The 20,924-nt window shown below is 69.0% G+C and carries 19 protein-coding genes and 3 tRNA genes; 12 read left to right on the top strand and 10 right to left on the bottom strand.

Annotation, left to right across the window (positions count from 1 at the left end):
• Positions 1–3: 3 nt before the first annotated feature.
• The 5 genes from ACZ6MZ_RS00265 to ACZ6MZ_RS00245 all read right to left on the bottom strand — a co-directional run bounded on the left by ACZ6MZ_RS00265 (position 4) and on the right by ACZ6MZ_RS00245 (position 2,539).
• On the bottom strand, positions 4–813 hold the full coding sequence (locus ACZ6MZ_RS00265) for an ABC transporter permease (RefSeq protein WP_469348861.1): 810 nt from the start codon (positions 811–813) through the stop codon (positions 4–6).
• Positions 813–1,730, bottom strand: a complete 918-nt coding sequence (locus tag ACZ6MZ_RS00260; protein ID WP_384189116.1) for an ABC transporter ATP-binding protein — start codon at positions 1,728–1,730, stop codon at positions 813–815. The genes ACZ6MZ_RS00265 and ACZ6MZ_RS00260 overlap by 1 nt, the downstream gene beginning before the upstream one ends.
• Before the next feature lie 157 nt (positions 1,731–1,887).
• Positions 1,888–1,960: transfer RNA gene (locus tag ACZ6MZ_RS00255), tRNA-Gly, on the bottom strand.
• A 69-nt stretch (positions 1,961–2,029) separates the two neighbouring features.
• Positions 2,030–2,101: transfer RNA gene (locus ACZ6MZ_RS00250), tRNA-Gly, on the bottom strand.
• Between the two features lie 102 nt (positions 2,102–2,203).
• Complete coding sequence (locus ACZ6MZ_RS00245; protein ID WP_384189096.1) at positions 2,204–2,539, bottom strand: histone-like nucleoid-structuring protein Lsr2; 336 nt, start codon at positions 2,537–2,539, stop codon at positions 2,204–2,206.
• 375 nt (positions 2,540–2,914) lie between these two features.
• Here ACZ6MZ_RS00245 and purS point away from each other — a divergent pair, with 375 nt between their 5' ends.
• From purS to purM, 9 genes are all read left to right on the top strand, one after another.
• Positions 2,915–3,166 carry a phosphoribosylformylglycinamidine synthase subunit PurS gene (gene purS / locus ACZ6MZ_RS00240; RefSeq protein ID WP_384189094.1) on the top strand — a complete coding sequence of 84 codons (252 nt, stop codon included), beginning with the start codon at positions 2,915–2,917 and terminating at the stop codon, positions 3,164–3,166.
• Positions 3,163–3,846 (top strand): phosphoribosylformylglycinamidine synthase subunit PurQ, encoded by a 684-nt coding sequence (gene purQ, locus ACZ6MZ_RS00235; protein ID WP_389785800.1) that lies wholly within the window; start codon positions 3,163–3,165, stop codon positions 3,844–3,846. The genes purS and purQ overlap by 4 nt, the downstream gene beginning before the upstream one ends.
• Complete coding sequence (gene purL, locus ACZ6MZ_RS00230; protein WP_469348859.1) at positions 3,843–6,092, top strand: phosphoribosylformylglycinamidine synthase subunit PurL; 2,250 nt, start codon at positions 3,843–3,845, stop codon at positions 6,090–6,092. Before purQ ends, purL begins: the two co-directional genes overlap by 4 nt.
• A 71-nt stretch (positions 6,093–6,163) precedes the next feature.
• Positions 6,164–6,370 (top strand): DUF4177 domain-containing protein, encoded by a 207-nt coding sequence (locus ACZ6MZ_RS00225; RefSeq protein WP_041986919.1) that lies wholly within the window; start codon positions 6,164–6,166, stop codon positions 6,368–6,370.
• Between the two features lie 110 nt (positions 6,371–6,480).
• Positions 6,481–7,347: a M23 family metallopeptidase gene (locus tag ACZ6MZ_RS00220; protein WP_469348857.1), complete on the top strand. Its 867-nt coding sequence runs from the start codon at positions 6,481–6,483 to the stop codon at positions 7,345–7,347.
• 10 nt (positions 7,348–7,357) lie between these two features.
• Positions 7,358–8,149 carry a maleylpyruvate isomerase family mycothiol-dependent enzyme gene (locus tag ACZ6MZ_RS00215; RefSeq protein WP_469348855.1) on the top strand — a complete coding sequence of 264 codons (792 nt, stop codon included), beginning with the start codon at positions 7,358–7,360 and terminating at the stop codon, positions 8,147–8,149.
• A 35-nt stretch (positions 8,150–8,184) separates the two neighbouring features.
• A complete protein-coding gene (locus ACZ6MZ_RS00210; protein WP_469348854.1) occupies positions 8,185–9,012 on the top strand; it encodes an META domain-containing protein in 828 nt (275 codons plus the stop codon).
• 63 nt (positions 9,013–9,075) lie between these two features.
• Positions 9,076–10,602 carry an amidophosphoribosyltransferase gene (gene purF, locus ACZ6MZ_RS00205; RefSeq protein ID WP_469348853.1) on the top strand — a complete coding sequence of 509 codons (1,527 nt, stop codon included), beginning with the start codon at positions 9,076–9,078 and terminating at the stop codon, positions 10,600–10,602.
• Positions 10,603–10,646: 44 nt separating this feature from the next.
• Positions 10,647–11,717 carry a phosphoribosylformylglycinamidine cyclo-ligase gene (gene purM / locus ACZ6MZ_RS00200; RefSeq protein WP_469348852.1) on the top strand — a complete coding sequence of 357 codons (1,071 nt, stop codon included), beginning with the start codon at positions 10,647–10,649 and terminating at the stop codon, positions 11,715–11,717.
• A gap of 135 nt (positions 11,718–11,852) precedes the next feature.
• Here purM and ACZ6MZ_RS00195 read toward each other — a convergent pair whose 3' ends face one another.
• Positions 11,853–12,104 (bottom strand): DUF3073 domain-containing protein, encoded by a 252-nt coding sequence (locus tag ACZ6MZ_RS00195; protein ID WP_319683984.1) that lies wholly within the window; start codon positions 12,102–12,104, stop codon positions 11,853–11,855.
• A 279-nt stretch (positions 12,105–12,383) separates the two neighbouring features.
• Positions 12,384–13,466: a Leu/Phe/Val dehydrogenase gene (locus ACZ6MZ_RS00190; protein WP_389785818.1), complete on the bottom strand. Its 1,083-nt coding sequence runs from the start codon at positions 13,464–13,466 to the stop codon at positions 12,384–12,386.
• Positions 13,467–13,621: 155 nt separating this feature from the next.
• Here ACZ6MZ_RS00190 and ACZ6MZ_RS00185 point away from each other — a divergent pair, with 155 nt between their 5' ends.
• Positions 13,622–14,494, top strand: coding sequence for a DUF8083 family protein (locus ACZ6MZ_RS00185; protein WP_389785819.1), 873 nt, complete (start codon positions 13,622–13,624; stop codon positions 14,492–14,494).
• 506 nt (positions 14,495–15,000) lie between these two features.
• Positions 15,001–15,207, top strand: coding sequence for a developmental transcriptional regulator BldC (gene bldC, locus ACZ6MZ_RS00180; RefSeq protein ID WP_003949541.1), 207 nt, complete (start codon positions 15,001–15,003; stop codon positions 15,205–15,207).
• Between the two features lie 443 nt (positions 15,208–15,650).
• On the opposite strand, the gene ACZ6MZ_RS00175 is transcribed toward bldC, so the two are convergent.
• From ACZ6MZ_RS00175 to hrpA, 3 genes are all read right to left on the bottom strand, one after another.
• Positions 15,651–15,848 (bottom strand): DUF6274 family protein, encoded by a 198-nt coding sequence (locus ACZ6MZ_RS00175; protein WP_384189078.1) that lies wholly within the window; start codon positions 15,846–15,848, stop codon positions 15,651–15,653.
• Positions 15,849–16,087: 239 nt separating this feature from the next.
• Positions 16,088–16,162, bottom strand: a tRNA-Asp gene (locus tag ACZ6MZ_RS00170).
• A 90-nt stretch (positions 16,163–16,252) separates the two neighbouring features.
• Entirely contained in the window at positions 16,253–20,185 is a 3,933-nt protein-coding gene (hrpA, locus tag ACZ6MZ_RS00165; RefSeq protein WP_469348849.1) for an ATP-dependent RNA helicase HrpA, read from the bottom strand.
• Positions 20,186–20,436: 251 nt separating this feature from the next.
• On the opposite strand from hrpA, the gene ACZ6MZ_RS00160 reads away from it, so the two are divergent.
• On the top strand, positions 20,437–20,877 hold the full coding sequence (locus tag ACZ6MZ_RS00160; RefSeq protein ID WP_469348848.1) for a hypothetical protein: 441 nt from the start codon (positions 20,437–20,439) through the stop codon (positions 20,875–20,877).
• The last annotated feature ends 47 nt before the right edge of the window (positions 20,878–20,924 follow it).

Genomic DNA, 20,924 nt, shown 5'->3' with positions numbered 1-20,924 from the left:
GCCTCAGCGGCGCGGCTCCCAGCGGAACCACCGCTGTACAGCAAACACCGCGAGCACGGTCCAGGCCAACGCGTTGAGCGCCGCGCCGAGCAGGTCGTACCCCTCGACACCGCCCAGCCAGCCGGCCCGGATCAGGGTCATGACGCCGGTCACCGGCAGCAGCTCGCAGACGGAGGCGACCGTGTCGGGCAGCGCGTCCAGCGGGACGAACAGGCCCGAGCCGACCACCGAGATCAGGAACAGCGGCATGGTGGTGAGCTGGGCGCTCTCCACGGTCCTGGTGAACGCGGAGGTCGTGGCGGCCAGCGCGGTGAGCAGCACCAGACCGCCCAGCACCCCGAGGACCAGCACCACGGGCTGCTGCGGCGCGCTCAGCCCGAGGAACACGACGCCGGCCGCGATCATCACGGCACACTGCGTGAACGCCAGCGCGGCCGCCGGCAGCGCGGTGCCGACCAGGATCTCCCGGTCGGGCGCCTCGATGGTACGGAGCCGCTTGAGCACCAGTTCCTCGCGCCGGGCCGTGTACGCGGTGGCGAGGTTGGCGTACACGGCGAAGATCAGCACCATGCCGATCCCGCCGATCATCGCCACCTCGGCGACGGTCATCCCGGCCTTGTCGAGGTTGACGCCCCCGAGCGACGCCTTGATGGCCCCGATCATTCCCAGCGGCACCAGCACCGCCGAGAAGAGCGCCGTCTTGTTCCGTACGAGCAGCGTGAGCTCGGCCCGCCCGAGCGCCGCGAGACGTCCCGAAGTCGTCGTCCGCCGCGCGTTCGTCGTCGTGCTCACCTCTGTGGTCACCGCGCTCATCACGCATCCACCTTTTCCGCGCTCCGCGCAGCGATATCGAGAAAGGCCTCTTCGAGGGAGGCGGACCGGGCGTCCAGTCCCTCCAGCTGTACGTCGGACTCCTCGGCCCACCGCAGGAGTTCGCCCAGGTCCCGCTGAAGCCGCTGGGTACGGATCTCGACCTGCCGTCCCTCCACCCCGGCCGTCAGTGACAGCGGCAGCCGGGAGGCGTCCACTCCGGACGGCAGGACGAAGCGAATACGGGCCGGCCGCGCGGCGGTCACCTCGGCGGGGGTGCCGGTGACCACGATCCGCCCCTGGTGCATGATCGCCAGCCGGTCGGCGAGCGACTCCGCCTCTTCCAGGTAGTGCGTGGTCAGCAGCACCGTGGTGCCGCCGTCCCGCAGCGCCCGTACCAGCTCCCAGGTGTCACGGCGCCCTTCGGCGTCCAGACCGGTCGTCGGCTCGTCGAGGAAGAGGACATCGGGCCGGCCGAGCAGCGCGAGCGCCAGATCCAGGCGGCGCCGCTCACCGCCGGACAGCTGCTTGACCCGTACGCCCGACCGCTTGCCGAGCCCGACCAGGGACAGCGCCTCATCGGTCGGCCGAGCTCCGCTGGTGCAGCCGGCGCACATCCGTACGGTCTCGGCGACCGTCAGGTCGGAGGGGAAGCCGCCCTCCTGGAGCATCACGCCGATCTGCGGGCGCACGGCCGCCCGTTCCTTGTACGGGTCGTGGCCGAGGACCCGTACCGTGCCGCCGCTGGGCCGGGCGAGACCCTCCAGCAGTTCGACGGTGGAGGTCTTGCCCGCCCCGTTCGTCCCGAGCAGCGCGAACAGCTCACCGCGCGCCACGGAGAAGGAGACACCGTCCACCGCCGTGAAGCCGCCGGAATAGGTACGCCGCAGCTCGTCCGTCTCGATTACCGGGACGTCCATGTGGCCGTCCTCCCAAGAAGACTCAGTCATGTCTTCCAGGTTTCCGCCGGACCGGTCCCCGGGGCAGTGCGCGCTGTCATCGCCGCCGATGACATTTGTCATCGACGGCGCACGTGAAGAAGCCCCCGGTCAATTCGACTGGGGGCTTCTTCTACTGAGCGGACGACCAGGTTCGAACTGGCGACCTCAACCTTGGCAAGGTTGCGCTCTACCAACTGAGCTACGTCCGCAGCGCACCAGGTGACCGGTGCGGCCATCACTCTACCTGATCCACCGGAGTGGATCGGAGCGTGATGCGGAGCGGGTGACAGGAATTGCACACTGCGCCTCCCCCTTGGAAAGGGGGCGTTCTACTACTGAACTACACCCGCACGCTCCGTGAGGTTCGGGCCTTTCGGCCTTGCCCCTCGGCGTGCTCCAGACTCTAGCCGATCAGCAGGGGTGGTTCGCAACTCGGTACGCCACCGCGTCGCTCAACTGGCTTCACGGAACGCTTCGTAGACCCGCTTGGGGATCCGGCCGCGGGCCGGCACCTCCATCTTGTGGGAGAGCGCCCAGGCGCGGACGGCCGCCGGGTCGGGCGCGAGGGAAGTGTGCCGATAGGTCGTGCGGGACTTGCCGTACTTGCTCGCGTTTGTCTGCTTTCGGCCCGCGGCCAAGTACGGCGCCAGGGCCTTGCGCAGTTTCTTTGCATTGGCGGGATTGAGGTCGATCTCGTACGACTTCCCGTCGAGGCCGAACGTGACCGTTTCCGCCGCTTCTCCGCCGTCGATGTCATCGGAGAGCGTGACCACTACGCGCTGCGCCACGGATATCGGTCCTCTCTTGCGGTACCGCTCTGTCGGACACGTGCAGGAAACACGGCTGACGTGCGGCGATACCGGCCTTCCGGCTGTTATGGGGCAATGCTGCTTTCCTCTGTATTCCTTTGTACAGCGGCAAGCATCGCATTGTGAAGCCCAGCCAATTACATCAGCGTGTCCCTGGGCAATGGGGGGCGAGATTTTTTCCCTGGATTTTTCCGTGCGTTCTCCGGGGGCGAAATCGCCGCGCGATCTGTGAACCACCATATCTACCCGCGTAGATTTTCGGGACGGGTACGCTGAGGGAAGCTCGGGGGGTCCGGGGGATTCCCTGGAGAACACAGCAGCAGAACCAGCCGCACCACACCACCGGGAGTGCCAGTGGCACGCGTCGTAGTCGACGTCATGCTCAAGCCGGAGATCCTCGACCCGCAGGGCCAGGCGGTGCAGCGCGCACTGCCCCGCCTGGGCTTCGAGGGAATCGCCGATGTCCGCCAGGGAAAGCGCTTCGAGCTCGAGGTGGCGGGGCCGGTCGACGACGCCGCCCTCGCCCGCATCCACGAGATGGCCGAAACCTTCCTCGCCAACACCGTCATCGAGGACTTCGTCGTGAAGGTCGAGGAGTCGAAGTGACTTCTCGTATCGGAGTCGTCACTTTCCCCGGCACGCTCGACGACCGGGACAGCCTCCGTGCCGCCCGGATCGCCGGGGCCGAGCCCGTCCAGTTGTGGCACCGCGACAAGGACCTCAAGCAGGTCGACGCGGTCGTGCTGGCCGGCGGCTTCAGTTACGGCGACTATCTGCGGGCCGGAGCCATCTCCCGCTTCTCGCCGGTGATGGAGACGGTCATCGAGCAGGCGAAGGCCGGTATGCCGGTCCTCGGGATCTGCAACGGCTTCCAGATCCTCACCGAGTCCCACCTGCTGCCCGGTGCGATGCTCAGGAACAACCACCTGCACTTCATCTGCCGTGACCAGAGACTGCGGGTGGAGAACGCGGACACCGCCTGGACGGCCGACTACGCCGCCGGCCAGGAGATCTCCGTCCCGCTCAAGAACATCGACGGCCGGTACGTGGCCGACGCGCACACGCTCGACGAGCTGGAGGCCGAGGGCCGGGTCGCCTTCCGCTACCTGGACGGCAACCCCAACGGCTCGCTCCGTGACATCGCCGGCATCACCAACGCGGCGGGCAATGTCGTCGGTCTGATGCCGCACCCCGAGCACGCCGTGGAGCCGCTGATCGGTACGGGCCGTACCGACGGTCTCGGATTCTTCACCTCGATCCTGAAGAAGCTGGTAAGCGCCTCATGACCCTGGACACCGTCAAGCACGCGAGCGGAACCCCCGACGTCGGGCAGCCCTGGAAGGAACTCGGCCTCAAGGAGGACGAGTACGACCGGATCCGCGAGATCCTGGAGCGCCGTCCCACCGGCGCCGAGCTGGCCATGTACTCCGTCATGTGGTCCGAGCACTGCTCGTACAAGAGCAGCAAGGTGCACCTCAAGCAGTTCGGCGAGAAGGTCCCCGCCAACGACGCGATGCTCGTCGGCATCGGCGAGAACGCGGGCGTCGTGGACGTCGGCCAGGGCTACGCGGTCACCTTCAAGGTCGAGTCCCACAACCACCCGAGCTATATCGAGCCCTACCAGGGCGCGGCCACCGGCGTCGGCGGCATCGTCCGCGACATCCTCGCCATGGGCGCCCGCCCGGTCGCCGTGGTGGACCCGCTGCGCTTCGGCGCGGCCGACCACCCCGACACCAAGCGGGTGCTGCCCGGCGTGGTCGCGGGCATCGGCGGTTACGGCAACTGCCTGGGCCTGCCGAACATCGGCGGCGAGGTCGTCTTCGACGCCTGCTACCAGGGAAATCCGCTGGTCAACGCCGGCTGTATCGGTGTGATGAGGCACGAGGACATCCACCTCGCCAAGGCGTCGGGCGCCGGCAACAAGGTCATCCTGTACGGCGCTCGCACCGGCGGCGACGGCATCGGCGGCGTATCCGTCCTGGCCTCGGAGACCTTCGAGGCGACCGGCCCGGCCAAGCGCCCCGCCGTCCAGGTCGGCGACCCGTTCCAGGAGAAGCTGCTCATCGAGTGCACCCTGGAGATCTTCCGCGAGAAGCTCGTCGCCGGTATCCAGGACCTCGGCGGCGCCGGTCTCTCCTGCGCGACGAGCGAGCTGGCGTCCGCCGGCTCCGGCGGTATGCGCGTCGAACTCGACACCGTTCCGCTGCGTGACGCGACCCTCTCGCCCGAGGAGATCCTCATGAGCGAGTCGCAGGAGCGCATGTGCGCGGTCGTCGAGCCCGACAAGGTCGGCCGCTTCATGGAGATCTGCGAGAAGTGGGATGTCATCGCCACCGTCATCGGTGAGGTGACCGAGGGCGAGCGGCTGGAGATCTTCTGGCACGGCGAGCAGATCGTGGACGTACCGCCGCGGTCCGTGGCCCATGACGGTCCGGTGTACGAGCGCCCCTACGCCCGCCCCGACTGGCAGGACGCGCTCCAGGCCGACGACGCGGGCAAGCTGCCGCGCCCGGCCACCTCGGCCGAGCTGAAGGACCAGGTCCTGAAGCTGGTCGCGTCGCCGAACCAGGCTTCCAAGGCATGGATCACCGACCAGTACGACCGTTTCGTGCAGGGCAACACCGTGCTCGCGCAGCCCGAGGACGCCGGCATGGTCCGGATCGACGAGCAGTCGAATCTGGGCGTGGCGATGGCGACCGACGGCAACGGCCGGTACACGAAGCTCGACCCGTACACGGGCGCGCAGCTCGCGCTGGCGGAGGCGTACCGCAATGTCGCCGCCTCCGGCGCCAAGCCGCTCGCCATCTCCGACTGCCTGAACTTCGGCTCGCCCGAGGACCCGGCCGTGATGTGGCAGTTCGCCGAGGCCACCCGTGGTCTGGCGGACGGCTGCCTCCAGCTCGGCACCCCGGTCACCGGCGGCAATGTCTCGCTCTACAACCAGACCGGTGAGACGGCCATCCACCCGACGCCGGTCGTGGCCGTGCTCGGAGTGATCGACGACGTGAACCGGCGTACGCCGATCGCCTTCAAGGAAGAGGGCCAGCTCCTCTATCTGCTCGGGGACACCCGCGAGGAGTTCGGCGGCTCGGCCTGGTCGCAGGTCGTCCACGACCACCTCGGCGGACTGCCGCCGGCCGTGGACCTGGACCGGGAGAAGCTGCTCGGCGAGATCCTGATCTCGGCGTCCCGCGACGGAATGATCGACGCGGCGCACGATCTGAGCGACGGCGGTCTGATCCAGTCGGTGACCGAGTCCTGCCTGCGCGGCGGGAACGGCGCCAGGCTGGTCGTACCGGACGGGCTCGACGCCTTCACCTTCCTGTTCAGCGAGTCGGCGGGCCGCGCGGTCGTCGCCGTACCGCGCAGCGAGGAGCTCCGCTTCACCGACATGTGCGGGGCGCGCGGGCTTCCCGTCACCCGGATCGGTGTCGTGGACGGCGAAGAGATCGAGGTGCAGGGCGAGTTCAGCCTCACGCTGAGCGAGCTGAAGGCCGCCCACGAGGCGACCATCCCGGCCCTGCTCGCCTGACCCCCGTCGTGATTGGCTGGTCCCGCACGCGTCCTGCCGTGCGTACGAGCCATGAACGAGGGGAACACCCCATGTCCTACGAGTACAAGGTCGTGACGTTCAGGGAATCGCTCATCGGCGACGCCCTGGACAGCGACAAGCTGGAGAAGACGCTCAACAAGCACGCCGCGGACGGCTGGGCCCTCAAGGCCATCACCGCCGCCGACGTCAAGGGCCGCATCGGCCCCGGCGCCGTCGAGGGTCTGCTCCTGACCCTCGAACGTCCGCGGCAGGCGTGACGTCCGCCGAGCCCCCGCCCGATGACCACCGGGCGGGGGCTCGGCCGTTTTGCCCGTCACCGTCACCGTCACCGTCACCGCTGCCGCTGTCGCTGTCACCAGGGGGAACGATGCCCGCTCGTAAATTACTCGTGATCTTTTGCCGGCTGTCCTGGGTGACCTACGTCGCCCTGATAGTCGTGGCGCTCTCCGGCCGGCTGCCCTTCGGCCTGGGGTGGATCTGGGTGCCGGCGGCCGTCGCCATCGCCCTCACGCTGGAAATGAGCCGTCAGGCGCGGGCGCGGCACGCGGTCCGGCCGCCCGCGGTCGAGGTGGCCGCACCCGTCACCGGCCGCTGGACCGCCCTCAACAGCCCGGCCGACAAGGTGCCCAGCCACGGCACCCACAGCCTCGGCCAGACGTACGCCGTCGACATCGTCGCCGAGCCGGAGCCCGGCGCCCGCCCGGCCTTCGCCTGGCTGTGGCCGGTCGTCCGGCGCAACCGCGCCTTCCCGGCCTTCGGCGAACCGCTGCTCGCGGTGGCCGACGGAACCGTCGTCCACGCCACCGACCGGCAGCGCGACCATCTCAGTCGCACCTCGCTCCCGGCCCTCGTCTACATGACGCTGATCGAAGCCGCCGTACGGGAGCTGAGCGGAGCCGGCTGGATCACGGGCAATCAGCTGGTGCTCGACCTCGGCGACGGTACGTACGCGATGTACGCCCATCTCCAGCGCGGCTCCCTCGCGGTCCGTCCCGGCGACCGGGTGCGCGCGGGCCAGGTCCTGGCCCGCTGCGGCAACTCGGGAAACTCCACCGAGCCGCATGTGCACTTCCAGCTGATGGACCACGCCGATCTCGATCTGGCCCGCGGCATCCCGTTCCGCTGGCACGGCATCGGCGTCCCGGCCAACGGCGACCCCTTCCTGGCGGGCGAGCAAGCGGGCGAACAAACTGAAGGGCGGACGGCCGGCGAAGGGCCGACCGCTCTCGGTTAGCCTCACCGCTATGCCACCGGCCAAGAAGCGCACGCGCAGCTACGACCCCGCCAAGACCCGGGCCGCCGTCCTCGCCCAGTTCGGGAACGTACGCGAGGCCGTCGGCCGGCTCACTCCCGAGCAGCTCGCCCTGCCCACCGCGCTCGGTGACTGGACCGTCCGCGAGCTGGTCGCGCATCTGGCCTTCGGCATCGAGTCCGTCAGCAGGAGCCTCGAACAACCCGAGCCGGCCGGTCCCGTGGTCGCCCTGGTGGACTGGCCGTTCCTGACGGCCGCCCTCGCGGACGACATCTCCGAGGACGTGAAGCGGCTCGCCGCGTCCACCACGCCGGAGGAGTTCTTCGAACACACCGCCGACCGGATTGCCGCCCTCCTCCCCGGCGCGGCGGACGGCCGGCCGCTGGCGATCCGGGTCGGCGCGATGCGCCTCGCGGACTTCCTCGTCACCCGGACCGTCGAGCTGGTCGTCCACACCGACGACCTGAACCGGGCAGCCGGGCTGAGCATCCCGTACGACCGGCAGGCCCTGGCCGCCTGTACGCGGCTGCTCGCCGACGCCCTTGCGGTCAAGGCCCCCGGCTCGTCGACCGAGGTCCGTATCCCGCCGTACGCCGTGGTCCAGTGCGTGCCGGGCCCCCGGCACACCCGCGGCACTCCGCCCAATGTCGTCGAGACCGACCCGCTCACCTGGATCCGGCTCGCCACCGGCCGTACGTCATGGGCCGAGGAACTCGACGCCGCGCACGTCAGCGCGAGCGGGGAGCGCGCGGACCTCGCGGCTCTGCTCCCGCTCATGGGGTGACGGAACCGGAGCCCCGCCCGTCCCGTCTCATCCGCATGCTGAAGCAACAGATCACTACGGTCACTGCCGTCACTGCCGTCGCACTGCTCACGCTGGCCGCCTGCGGCACGGAGTCCGGTTCGGACGCCGGTTCGAAGGGCAGCGGGGGTTCCGTACGGAGCGAGCTGCCCCTCACCGATGTCGTCTGGAGCGTGGACAGCGTGAGCGTCGGCGGGAAGAAGACCGCCGCCCCCGCCGGAGCCAGCGTGGAGATCGACTCCAAGGGCCGGGCCAGCGCGAAGACGGGCTGCAACACCATCGGCGCGGACGTCACCGTCAGCGGTGACACCGTGACCGTGGGCAAGAAGGAGTCGACGCTGATCGGCTGCCCTGAAGAGCTGGAAGGCTTCGAGAAGGCCCTGAGCGGCGCGTTCTCCGGCAAGCTCAAGGCCGAGGTCGAGGACAAGCGGCTCACGCTCACCACGGCGGACGGCGACGCGATCAGCCTGACCTCCGAGCCGCCCGCCCCGCTCGCCGGTACCGAGTGGACGGTGAACTCGCTGGCCGCGGGCGCCACCGCGACGTCCCTGCCCAAGGGCACCGAGGGCAAGGCGCACTTCACGCTCGGTAAGGACGGCTCCGTGGAGGGAAGTCTCGGCTGCAACACCTTCAGCTCCACCGCGAAGGTCTCCGGATCCACGGTCACCTTCGGCCGCATCACCTCCACCCGCAAGCTCTGTCCGGGCCCGGAGATGACCGTGGAACGCCAGGTACAGAAGGTGCTGGACGGCAAGGTCAGCTATGAGCTTCACCACCGCGGTCTGACCCTCACGGCGGGGAACGGCGCAGGTCTGGGCGCTGTCGCGGACGCTCCCGGGAAGTAGGCGGCGGGCCGGGACCGTATCCCCAATTCGGACCAGTGGTCGATCTCGCCTACACTCGGTGGCGTGCCTCGTGGTGATGGACGACTCAACCACGACCTGCTCCCCGGTGAGAAAGGCCCCCAGGACGCTTGCGGCGTCTTCGGAGTCTGGGCCCCGGGCGAAGAGGTCGCCAAGCTCACCTATTTCGGACTGTATGCCCTGCAGCACCGCGGACAGGAATCCGCGGGCATCGCAGTGAGCAACGGATCCCAGATCCTGGTTTTCAAGGACATGGGCCTCGTCTCACAGGTCTTCGACGAAACATCTCTCAGCTCTCTCCAGGGCCATATCGCGGTGGGCCATGCCCGCTACTCCACCACCGGTGCCTCGGTGTGGGAGAACGCGCAGCCGACCTTCCGGGCCACGGCCCACGGCTCGATCGCGCTCGGTCACAACGGCAATCTGGTCAATACCGCACAGCTCGCCGAGATGGTCGCCGATCTCCCGAAGGAGAACGGCCGGACGACGCGGGTCGCCGCCACCAATGACACCGATCTGGTCACGGCGCTCCTCGCCAGCCAGACGGACGACGACGGCAAGCCCCTCACGGTCGAGGAAGCCGCCGCCAAGATCCTGCCCGAGGTGCGCGGAGCCTTCTCGTTCGTCTTCATGGACGAGCACACGCTCTACGCCGCCCGTGACCCGCAGGGCATCCGCCCGCTGGTCCTCGGCCGGCTGGAGCGCGGCTGGGTGGTGGCCTCCGAGGGCGCCGCCCTCGACATCTGCGGTGCCTCCTACGTCCGTGAGATCGAGCCGGGCGAGCTGATCGCCATCGACGAGAACGGTCTCCGTACGCAGCGATTCGCGGAAGCGAAGCCCAAGGGCTGTGTCTTCGAGTACGTCTACCTGGCCCGTCCCGATACGGACATCGCTGGGCGGAACGTTTATCTGTCCCGGGTGGAAATGGGCAGGAAACTCGCGAAAGAAGCGCCCGTCGAGGCGGATCTGGTCATAGCGACCCCTGAGTCCGGCACCCCGGCCGCCATCGGCTACGCGGAGGCCAGCGGCATTCCGTACGGCTCGGGCCTGGTCAAGAACGCCTACGTCGGCCGGACCTTCATCCAGCCGTCCCAGACCATCCGCCAGCTGGGTATCCGTCTCAAGCTGAATCCGCTCAAGGAAGTCATCCGCGGCAAGCGCCTGGTGGTCGTCGACGACTCGATCGTCCGCGGCAACACCCAGCGCGCCCTGGTCAAGATGCTCCGCGAGGCGGGCGCCGCCGAGGTCCACATCCGGATCTCGTCCCCGCCGGTGAAGTGGCCGTGCTTCTTCGGAATCGACTTCGCCACCCGCGCCGAGCTGATCGCCAACGGTATGACGGTCGAGGAGATCGGCATCTCCATGGGCGCCGACTCCCTCTCGTACATCTCCCTCGACGCGATGATCGAGGCGACCACCATCGCCAAGCCGAACCTCTGCCGCGCCTGCTTCGACGGCGAGTACCCGATGGATCTTCCCGATCCCGAACTGCTCGGCAAGCAGCTTCTGGAGACCGAGCTGGCGGCGGGACCGGCCAACACCGCGGCCACCGACGCGCTCCGTCGCCCGTAACCACCCCGTTTGACGACCGTATGACGACAGGAAAGTACTCAGCCATGTCCGATACGACCACTGGTGCCAGCTATGCCGCCGCGGGCGTCGACATCGAAGCCGGTGACCGCGCGGTCGAGCTGATGAAGGAGTGGGTGAAGAAGACGCAGCGCCCCGAGGTTCTCGGTGGCCTCGGCGGCTTCGCCGGCCTCTTCGACGCCTCCGCCCTCAAGCGCTACGAGCGTCCGCTGCTCGCCTCCGCCACCGACGGTGTCGGCACGAAGGTCGACCTCGCCCGCAAGATGGGCGTGTACGACACGATCGGCCACGATCTCGTCGGCATGGTCGTCGACGATCTGGTCGTCTGCGGCGCCGAGCCGCTCTTCATGACCGACTACATCTGCGTCGGCAAGGTGCACCCCGAGCGGGTCGCCGCCATCGTCAAGGGCATCGCCGAAGGCTGTGTGCTGGCCGGCTGCGCCCTGGTCGGCGGCGAGACCGCCGAGCACCCGGGACTGCTCGGCGAGGACGACTTCGATGTCGCCGGCGCCGGTACGGGGGTGGTCGAGGCGGACCGGCTGCTCGGCGCGGATCGTATCCGTACGGGTGACGCGGTGATCGCCATGGCGTCCTCCGGTCTTCACTCGAACGGGTACTCGCTGGTCCGGCATGTGGTCTTCGACCGGGCCGGCTGGTCGCTGGACCGGGAGATTCCGGAGTTCGGCCGCACCCTGGGCGAAGAGCTGCTGGAGCCCACCAAGATCTACTCGCTGGACTGTCTGGCGCTCACCAGGACCACCGAGGTGCATGCTTTCAGCCACATCACCGGCGGCGGTCTCGCCGCCAATCTGGCCCGGGTGATCCCGGACCATCTGCATGCCACGGTGGACCGCTCGACCTGGACGCCCGGCGCGGTCTTCGACGTCGTCGGCGCGGCGGGCGCGGTGGAGCGCCTCGAACTGGAGAAGACGCTGAACATGGGCGTCGGCATGATCGCCGTCGTCCCCGCGGAGTCGGCGGACGCCGCGCTCACCACGCTCGCCGACCGCGGCGTGGACGCGTGGATCGCCGGAGAGATCACCGAGCGTGCGGAGCACGCCACGGGAGCGGCCCTGACCGGCGACTATCTCCACTGAGTGCGTCTGGGCGGCCCGGACACAGCGGGCCGCCCGGAGCGGGATCGGTCCGTAAAGTCCGCGGGCAGCACAGAACCCGGTCCAGGGTTACGGCCCCGGACCGGGCGATGAGCTACTGCTCGAGGTATACGGACGTCAAGCGCCGCGGCGCTGCGCCGAGGGGCCGGACTCGTCGTCCTCGTCCTCGTCGTCGTTGTACAGATCCGCGTACTGTGCGTACGGGTCATCTTCCTCGTCGTCGTCCTCGAACGGCTCGCCGTTCGGCGGTTGACTCGAAGGCGATGCGCCCAGCTCGTTGGCCAGACGCGACAGGTCTGTGCCGCCGCTGTTGTACTTCAGCTGGCGGGCGACCTTCGTCTGCTTGGCCTTGGCCCGGCCGCGCCCCATGGCTCGACCCCCTCGGTGACGGGGCTCGACGGCCCCAGAGTCTTGACACGCGTTCATGAATCAGAACGAGCTCTCCGCGGAGAGACCCGTCCGTAGGGCTTCAACGGTACCTGCTTCCGCGGCCATACGGTACGCCGCCCGCATGACGCGCCCCGGCGCAGGACCAACGAGGCGCCCCGTCCTCGCTGGTCAGCTGCGATTTTAACCTCTTCTGGAGGGGCGACCCGCCGACCGGCGTGAGTCTCGTCTCCCCGGTCCGCCCGCCACCCCTCCCGCGGGTCAGCGGCGGCGGGCCTCCGCCATCCGGTGCTCGGCGATCCGGTCGGCCGCCGCGGCCGGCGGAATGCCGTCCTCCTTCGCACGTGCGAAGATTTGCAGTGTGGTGTCGAAGATCTTCGCGGCCTTCGCGCGGCACCGCTCGAAGTCGAAGCCGTGCAGCTCGTCGGCGACCTGGATCACCCCGCCGGCGTTCACCACGTAGTCGGGCGCGTAGAGGATCCCGCGGTCCGCGAGATCCTTCTCGATCCCCGGGTGGGCGAGCTGGTTGTTGGCCGCTCCGCACACCACCGTCGCGGTGAGGACGGCCACGGACTCGTCGCTCAGCGCGCCGCCCAGGGCGCACGGGGCGTAGATGTCCAGCCCCTCGGTGCGGATCAGCGCCTCGTTGTCGGCGACCACGGCGACGTGCGGATGCCGGTCGGTGATCCGGCGTACCGACTCCTCCCGTACGTCCGTGATCACGACGTGCGCGCCGTCCTGGAGCAGATGGCCGACCAGGTGGTGCCCGACCTTTCCGACGCCCGCGACCCCGACCGTACGACCGCGCAGCGACGGGTCGCCCCACTGGTGCTGGGCGCTCGCCCGCATGCCCTGGAAGACGCCGAAGGCGGTCAGCACCGACGAATCGCCCGCGCCGCCGTTCTCCGGGGAGCGGCCGGTGGTCCACGCGCACGTACGGGCCACGACGTCCATGTCCGCGACATAGGTGCCGACATCGCAGGCGGTGACGTAACGGCCGCCGAGGGAGGCCACAAACCGGCCATAGGCGAGCAGCAGGTCCTCGGTCTTGATCTGCTCGGGGTCACCGATGATCACGGCCTTGCCGCCGCCGTGGTCCAGCCCGGCCAGGGCGTTCTTGTACGACATCCCCCGGGAGAGGTTCAGCGCGTCGGCGACGGCCTCTTCCTCGGACGCGTACGGATAGAAGCGGGTGCCGCCCAGGGCGGGGCCCAGGGCGGTCGAGTGAAGGGCGATGACGGCCTTGAGGCCGCTGGCACGGTCCTGGCAGAGCACGACTTGCTCATGGCCCCCCTGCTCCGAGCGGAACAGGGTGTGCAGGACGCCGTCGGTCACATCGGTCACGGTGGTGACTCCCAAGTACGAAGCGGCGATGGAATGCCCCTCCTGTGGGTGGGGAGGGACCAGTTGGGCAAGAGGGTAAGTCCTACGGGGGCGTAGATCGGCCGCAGTGCCGAGGATCACCCCCTTGAGGAGTACAGGCGTGGGACGATCACCGCATGCCGGCGGTGTCCTCTGTCCTCGTCCCCTACGCGTCCTACCTGCGCGTGTACGAGCCGTTGGCGGCCTTCCCCGAGCCCGAGAGAGCTCACTGGGCGCGCTACGCCAGGCGGGACCGTACGCCCACCGCCCAGGACGAACTGCGCCGCTCCCTGGCCGATTTGCTGTCCACCCCGCCGATGCCCGTGCCCGTCCACGAGAGCGCGGACGCGTTCGTGGCCGAGGTGGACGGGGTGGTGTGCGTCTGCCCCTGGCGGACCCGGCTGCGCGGCTGGCTGGCGCTGGAGGAGCTGGGGGAGCTGCTGCCCATGCCGCTGCTGGACGCGGTGCTGCCGCCCGTGGTGCGCGGGCAGGCCGCCGCGGACTACGAGCTCTGGCGGGACCGCAACCCGGACGCGCGGCCCTGGATCAGGACGGCGGTCTGGCAGGTGCCGGTGCGCTGGTTCACGCTCTTCTCCGACGACGAGCGGACGTACCAGGAGGCGGGCGCGGTCGAGGCGGACGGCGCAGGCGCCGGCGGTCCTGGCGCGGCCGTGCTGCGCTACCGGACACCGATGGTGCAGGCCAGGCGGCGGCTGGCCCGCGCGCTGAAGACCCTGCGGGACACCATGGACGACGGGCCGCTCATCGAGGGCCTGGTGGACGTGGGGCGGTGGCTGGAGGAGTTCCACCCGCGCTCGCTGGTCGAGCTGGACTACGGCGGTCTGGTGCACGCCCTGTCCGGGGCCCAGCTGGCGGCGGACCGCTCGGCGGCCGATGTGGCGGCCGGGATCGCGGCGCTGCGCGACGGGGACGGCGAGGGGGCCGGAGAGGCGTACGGACGGCTCACGGAACGCTGGCGGGCCGTCAGGGACCGGCAGTTCGCGAACTGAGCCTCCCGCTCGGCCGGGAGCCGTCGGGAGCCCGTACTGATGTGCGGATACGGCCCCGGGGCCGCAGGCCCGATCCGGGCCTTTACCCCTCAAGCGTGACGGACCGCACTAACGGGGCTCTTGCGCCCATCACCCCCCCTCGTGTCAAAATAGGACAAGGAGCCCGGGGAGGGCTCCTTCCGCCCGAGTAAGGGCGGAATGCTCTGCATTGCACTCTATACGGGGGGTCTGATGACTTCCTGATCGCTCTGTGACTGATCGTATCTGTGACGTGACTGTCCGCTATGGCATGGTCCATCGGCTTCCGCCGCTGATGGACACCTCAGAGGGCAATTCCATCGGTTTGGCCGACGCGGCTGGACGGATGGTGTAGTTGTAGTGCCGAGGACAAGCCGTTCGTCCTATAACCGACTCGGCCCGCGTCCGCCATTTCGGGCAACGTGGGTCAAGGTGCAGAATTTAGAGGAAAGAACCGAGATGGTTCGGTTCTCCCGAGGAGGCCGCTCATGACCGCTCGCACCCCTGATGCCGAGCCGCTGCTGACCCCGGCTGAGGTTGCCACGATGTTCCGTGTGGACCCGAAGACGGTCACGCGCTGGGCAAAGGCCGGCAAGCTCACGTCCATCCGCACGCTCGGTGGGCATCGCCGGTATCGCGAGGCAGAGGTCCGCGCACTGCTTGCGGGTATTCCGCAGCAGCGCAGCGAGGCCTGAACACCCCGTTAAGGCTCGTTAGGGCTCAACACAAGCAGGGAACAGCCGGGCCCCCAACTCGGTCGTCCCGACCCATAGCTCCATACGACGGGCGCCTGCCCCAACAGGCCCCATGCCCACGCAACACGGGTAAGTCGTCGATCGCGCTGGACTCCGCCGAGTCCAGCGCGATTTTTTTTGTGTCAGGGGAATGCGCCGTTCCGCCCCTGCTCGGCCGCTGTGTGGAGGGTGGGACGGATGCTCCGGGAGGGGTCGGAGGAAGGGTGCAATTGCACATATTAAATCGGTGGCCCGTATGACGGTTGTAAGCGCGGTCATTCCAGAAACTCGTTCGGTGACTCCCGTCACACTGCACGCCTCTTGCCGACTGCGGCTCGGGCCGGGTATGGACGTACCGCCGCCCGGATCGTGGCCGGCCGCCCAGGAGGCCGGCTCGCCACGCGTCAGGAGGAGGAGGGAGATTGGCCGTCGGGTAACTCGTCGTCAGAGAAGTCGTCCTCGGCCGACGCCGGGTCCATGACGAGCCGCTGGAGGCGATGGCAGACCGGGCAGAACCCGGTGCGGTGCGGATGGCCGGACGCGGCCGCCAGATGGGCGCGCAGCAGCGCGCGAGTCTCGTGCTTCGTCGTCGATGTCGTCACGCACACCACCCCCGGTGCGGGCCCCTGGCTGCGAGGAAAACTGGGGTCCTGGTGCTTGATTACCCCTGGCAGATGACCCCGTCAAGACGGCACGGACCTCTGCCGACGGATTTGGGCCCGCCATTACTGCGGCGTTACCGGGGCGTCGACCGCGCTTGCCGTAACCGGGGTGGTTCCCCTGTCCGCGGCGGGAAGCGAAAGAGCCCGCATCCGAGAGGATGCGGGCTCCGACGTTACTGCGGTCCTGACGGGATTTGAACCCGCGGCCTCCACCTTGACAGGGTGGCGAGCACTCCAAGCTGCTCCACAGGACCAGGTTTCGCGGCCGTGTTTCCGTGGCTGCGAAAACAGACTGTACAGCAGCTCGGAGGGTCCGGTCGAACTGGTACCTGACGATGATCGCGTTACGGCGCGGCCGCGTCGATCGCCTTCACGATGCGCTTGTCCGAGACCGGCTGGGCGGTGCCCAGAGCGTGCGCGAAGTAGCTCACCCGCAGCTCCTCGATCATCCAGCGGATGTCCAGGACCTGCTGCGGCACCGGCCGTCCCCGGGGCAGTTGTTCGAGCAGCCAGGCGTACTCGTCCTGCATCTCGTGGACCTTCTCCATCCGCGTGGTGTCGCGCTGGACGCCCGTCGGCATCTGCTGCAGCCGCCGGTCCACGGCGACGAGATAGCGCATCAGGTCCGGCAGCCTGCGCAGTCCGGTGCGGGTGACGAAGCCGGCCGGTACGAGCGCCGCCAGCTGGTCCCTGACGTCCTGGACGTTGTTCACCAGGGTCAGGCTGTTCGTGGCCTTCAGACGGCGCTCACAGGCCTGCCAGGCGGCCAGGATCTGCTGGACCTGGCCGATGGTCCGTACGGTCGCGTCGACGAGGTCGGCGCGGACCTTGTCGAACAGTTTGCGGAACGACTCCTCGTCCCAGGCCGGGCCCCCGTGATCGCCGATCAGCTTGTCCGCGGCGGCCATGGCGCAGTCGTCGAACAGAGCCTGGATCGAGCCGTGCGGATTGCGGGACAGCGCGAGCTTCTGCTGATTGGTGAGCTTGTCCGAGGCGAACTTCGCGGGATTGACCGGGATGTTCAGCAGGATCAGCCGCCGCGTACCCGCCCACATCGCCTGCTGCTGCTCGGCCTCCGTGTCGAAGAGCCGTACGGCCACGGTCCCGCCCTGGTCGACCAGCGCCGGGTACGCCTTGACCGGCTGGCCGGCCCGCCGGGTCTCGAAGATCCGGGAGAGCGTGCCGATCGTCCAGTCCGTCAGCCCGGTGCGCTCGATCGCCTCCCCGCCCGCGCGCTCGGCCGTGGCCGCGGCGGCCTGGGAGAGGGCCTGACGGGCCTTGGGGCGCAGCCGCAGCTTCAGCGCCTCCAGATCCTTGTCCTCGGCGATCTTGCGGCGCCGCTCGTCGACGATCCGGAACGTGATCTTGAGATGGTCGTCGACCCGGGCCATGTCGAAGTCGTCGCCCGTGACGGGCACCCCGACCATCCGCTGGAGTTCGCGCGCCAGCGTGACGGGCAGCGGCTCCTGGAGCGGCACGGCGCGCTCCAGAAACGCCTTCGCGTAGTTCGGCGCGGGCACGTAGTGGCGGCGGATCGGCTTGGGCAGGGAGCGGATCAGCTCCATGACCACCTCCTCGCGCAGTCCCGGGATCTGCCAGTCGAAGCCCTCGGAGGTGACCTGGTTGAGCACCTGGAGCGGTACGTGCACGGTCACACCGTCCGCGTCCGCGCCCGGCTCGAACTGGTACGTCACCCGGAACTTCAGCTGTCCCTGCCGCCAGGAGTCCGGATAGTCGTCCTTGGTGACCGACCCGGCCTTCTCGTTGATGAGCATCGACCGCTCGAAGTCGAGCAGTTCGGGCTCCTCGCGGCGCCTGCCCTTCCACCACGAGTCGAAGTGCGCGCCGGAGACCACATCGTCCGGCACCCGCCGGTCGTAGAAGTCGTACAGCGTCTCGTCGTCCACGAGGATGTCGCGGCGCCTGGCGCGGTGCTCCAACTCCTCGACTTCGCCGAGCAGTTTGCGATTGTCATGGAAGAACTGGTGATGCGTGCGCCAGTCGCCCTCGACGAGCGCGTTACGGATGAACAGCTCGCGGGACGCCTCCGGGTCGATCCGGCCGAAATTCACCTTGCGCTGGGCGACGATCGGTACGCCGTACAGCGTCACCTTCTCGTATGCCATCACGGCCGCCATGTCCTTCTCCCAATGCGGCTCGCTGTACGTGCGCTTGAGGAGATGGCCGGCGAGGGGCTCGATCCACTCGGGCTCGATCTTCGCGTTGACGCGCGCCCAGAGCCGGGAGGTCTCCACCAGCTCGGCGGACATGATGAAGCGCGGCGGCTTCTTGAAGAGCGCGGAACCCGGGAACACCGCGAACTTCGCGCTGCGGGCGCCCACGTACTCGTTCTTCGCGCCCTCCTTCACGTCCTTCATGCCGATGTGCGACAGCAGCCCGGCCAGCAGCGAGACATGGACGGCCTGGTCCGTCGCGTCCTCCTCGTTGAGGTGGATGCCCATCTGCTTGGCGACCGTACGGAGCTGGGAGTAGATGTCCTGCCACTCCCGGATCCGCAGGAAGTTCAGATACTCCGACTTGCACGTACGGCGGAAGGCCGAGGAGGACAGCGTCTTCTGCTGCTCCCTGATGTACCGCCAGAGGTTGATGTACGACAGGAAGTCCGAGGTCTCGTCCTTGAAGCGGGCGTGCTGCTGGTCCGCCTGGGCCTGCTTCTCGGCGGGCCGCTCCCGCGGGTCCTGGATGGAGAGCGCGGCGGCGATCACCATGACCTCGCGCACACAGCCGTTGCGGTCGGCCTCGATGACCATACGGGCGAGACGCGGGTCCACGGGCAGCTGGGAGAGCTTGCGGCCCAGCTCGGTCAGCTTCTTCTTCGGATCCTTCTGCGCCGGGTCGAAGGCGCCCAGCTCCTGGAGCAGTTGCACACCGTCACGGATATTGCGGTGGTCCGGCGGGTCGAGGAAGGGGAACTTCTCGATGTCGCCGAGGCCGGCCGCGGTCATCTGGAGGATGACGGAGGCCAGATTCGTACGGAGGATCTCGGCGTCCGTGAACTCCGGGCGGGACTCGAAGTCGTCCTCGGAGTAGAGCCGGACGCAGATGCCGTCGGACGTACGGCCGCAGCGGCCCTTGCGCTGGTTGGCGCTGGCCTGCGAGATCCGCTCGATCGGCAGCCGCTGGACCTTGGTGCGATGGCTGTAGCGGGAGATACGGGCGTTGCCCGGGTCGATGACGTACTTGATGCCGGGGACGGTCAGCGAGGTCTCGGCGACATTCGTCGCCAGAACGATCCTGCGGCCGCTGTGGCGCTGGAAGACGCGGTGCTGCTCCGCGTGCGAGAGCCGGGCGTAGAGGGGGAGGACCTCGGTGCCCCGGAGCTTGCGTTTCTCCAGGGCGTCCGCGGTGTCGCGGATCTCACGCTCGCCGGAGAGGAAGACGAGGATGTCGCCGGGGCCCTCCGACTGGAGTTCGTCGACGGCGTCCGAGATCGCGGTGATCTGATCACGGTCGCCCTCCTCGCCGTCCTCCTCCAGGAGCGGGCGGTAGCGGACGTCCACCGGGTACGTACGCCCCGAGACCTCCACGATGGGGGCGTCGCCGAAGTGGCGGGAGAAGCGCTCCGGGTCGATGGTCGCGGAGGTGATGATGACCTTGAGGTCCGGGCGTCTGGGCAGCAGCTGGGCGAGATAGCCGAGCAGGAAGTCGATATTGAGGCTTCGCTCGTGGGCCTCGTCGATGATGATCGTGTCGTACGCGCGCAGCTCGCGGTCCGTCTGGATCTCGGCGAGCAGGATGCCGTCCGTCATCAGCTTGACGAAGGTCGCGTCCTGGTTGACCTGGTCGGTGAAGCGGACCTTCCAGCCGACCGCCTCGCCCAGCGGCGTGTCCAGCTCCTCCGCGACGCGCTCGGCGACGGTGCGGGCGGCGATCCGGCGGGGCTGGGTGTGCCCGATCATGCCGCGGACGCCGCGGCCCAGCTCCAGACAGATCTTGGGGATCTGGGTCGTCTTGCCCGACCCGGTCTCACCCGCGACGATCACGACCTGGTGGTCGCGTATCGCCTCCAGGATCGTGTCCTTCTTCTGGCTGACGGGCAGCTGCTCGGGGTACGAGACCGCGGGCACCCGCGTCCCGCGCCGCCGCGTCCGCTCGGCGGCCTTCTCGGCCTCACCGGCGATCTCGTCCAGCACGGCCTGCCGCGCGTCGGGCTTGCGAATGCGCCGTGCGCCCTCGAGCCGGCGGCCGAGCCGCTGCGCGTCACGCAGCGAGACGTCGGCCAGCAGGGCCTGGAGGTCGGCGAAGGAAGTAGACATACCGAGCCCAGGGTCTCACCCGCGGCTCCGGGGTGGCGAACCCATTTCGAGCGGGGCGGCCGTGGCGTCCGGGCGTGGTGTGCGGGTGTGGTGTCCGGCCGTGGTGTCCGGGCATGGCGTCTGGTCGTGGCGGTCGGCTGTGGGGGCCGGTCGGGCGGGGCCCGGCGCGCCGTCCGGGCGTATTGCCTGATCGGCGCCTGCGGCCCTTACCATTCCGGGATACGTACCCCGGACCCCGAGAGGCCCAGCAGATGACCCACTGCGGCGGAAGGCGCGGTCGCTTCGCGGCCGTGGGGGCGCTCGGGGTGCTGGTCGCGCTGCTCTTCTGTTTTCACTCCACCGGCGCGTTTCACTCCGCCGGCGCGTTTCACTCCGCCGGCGTCTTTCACTCCGCCGGCGTCGCGAGCGCGGGGCCGGGCCCCGACGGTGGCGGCGTCGTTGTCCTCGCGGCCGGCAACGGCCAGGGGCAGACCCCTGGATGCGGCCGGAGCGGAGAGGACGACGGGGCGAGCCGGCCCGTCACTCCCTCGCGCGGCACGTCCTCCCATGAGCTGCTGCCCGCACTGCACGACGTCCGTGCCGCCGCCGGCTCGTGGGGTGCCGGCCAGTGCGTTCTCTCCGTCAGCCCGGAGCGGGGTCCGCCGCCGCTCGCCGCGCCTTCTCCCGTCGATCTCTCCGTACTGCGCGTATAGGGCCCGACTCCGCCTCGGATCCATCCCTTTCGTCCCCTTTGCTACGG

The sequence above is a fragment of the Streptomyces sp. NPDC042201 genome, assembly GCF_055582185.1.
The sequence above is the reverse complement of the archived record's forward strand: the minus strand, read 5'-3'. Positions and strand labels throughout refer to the sequence as shown.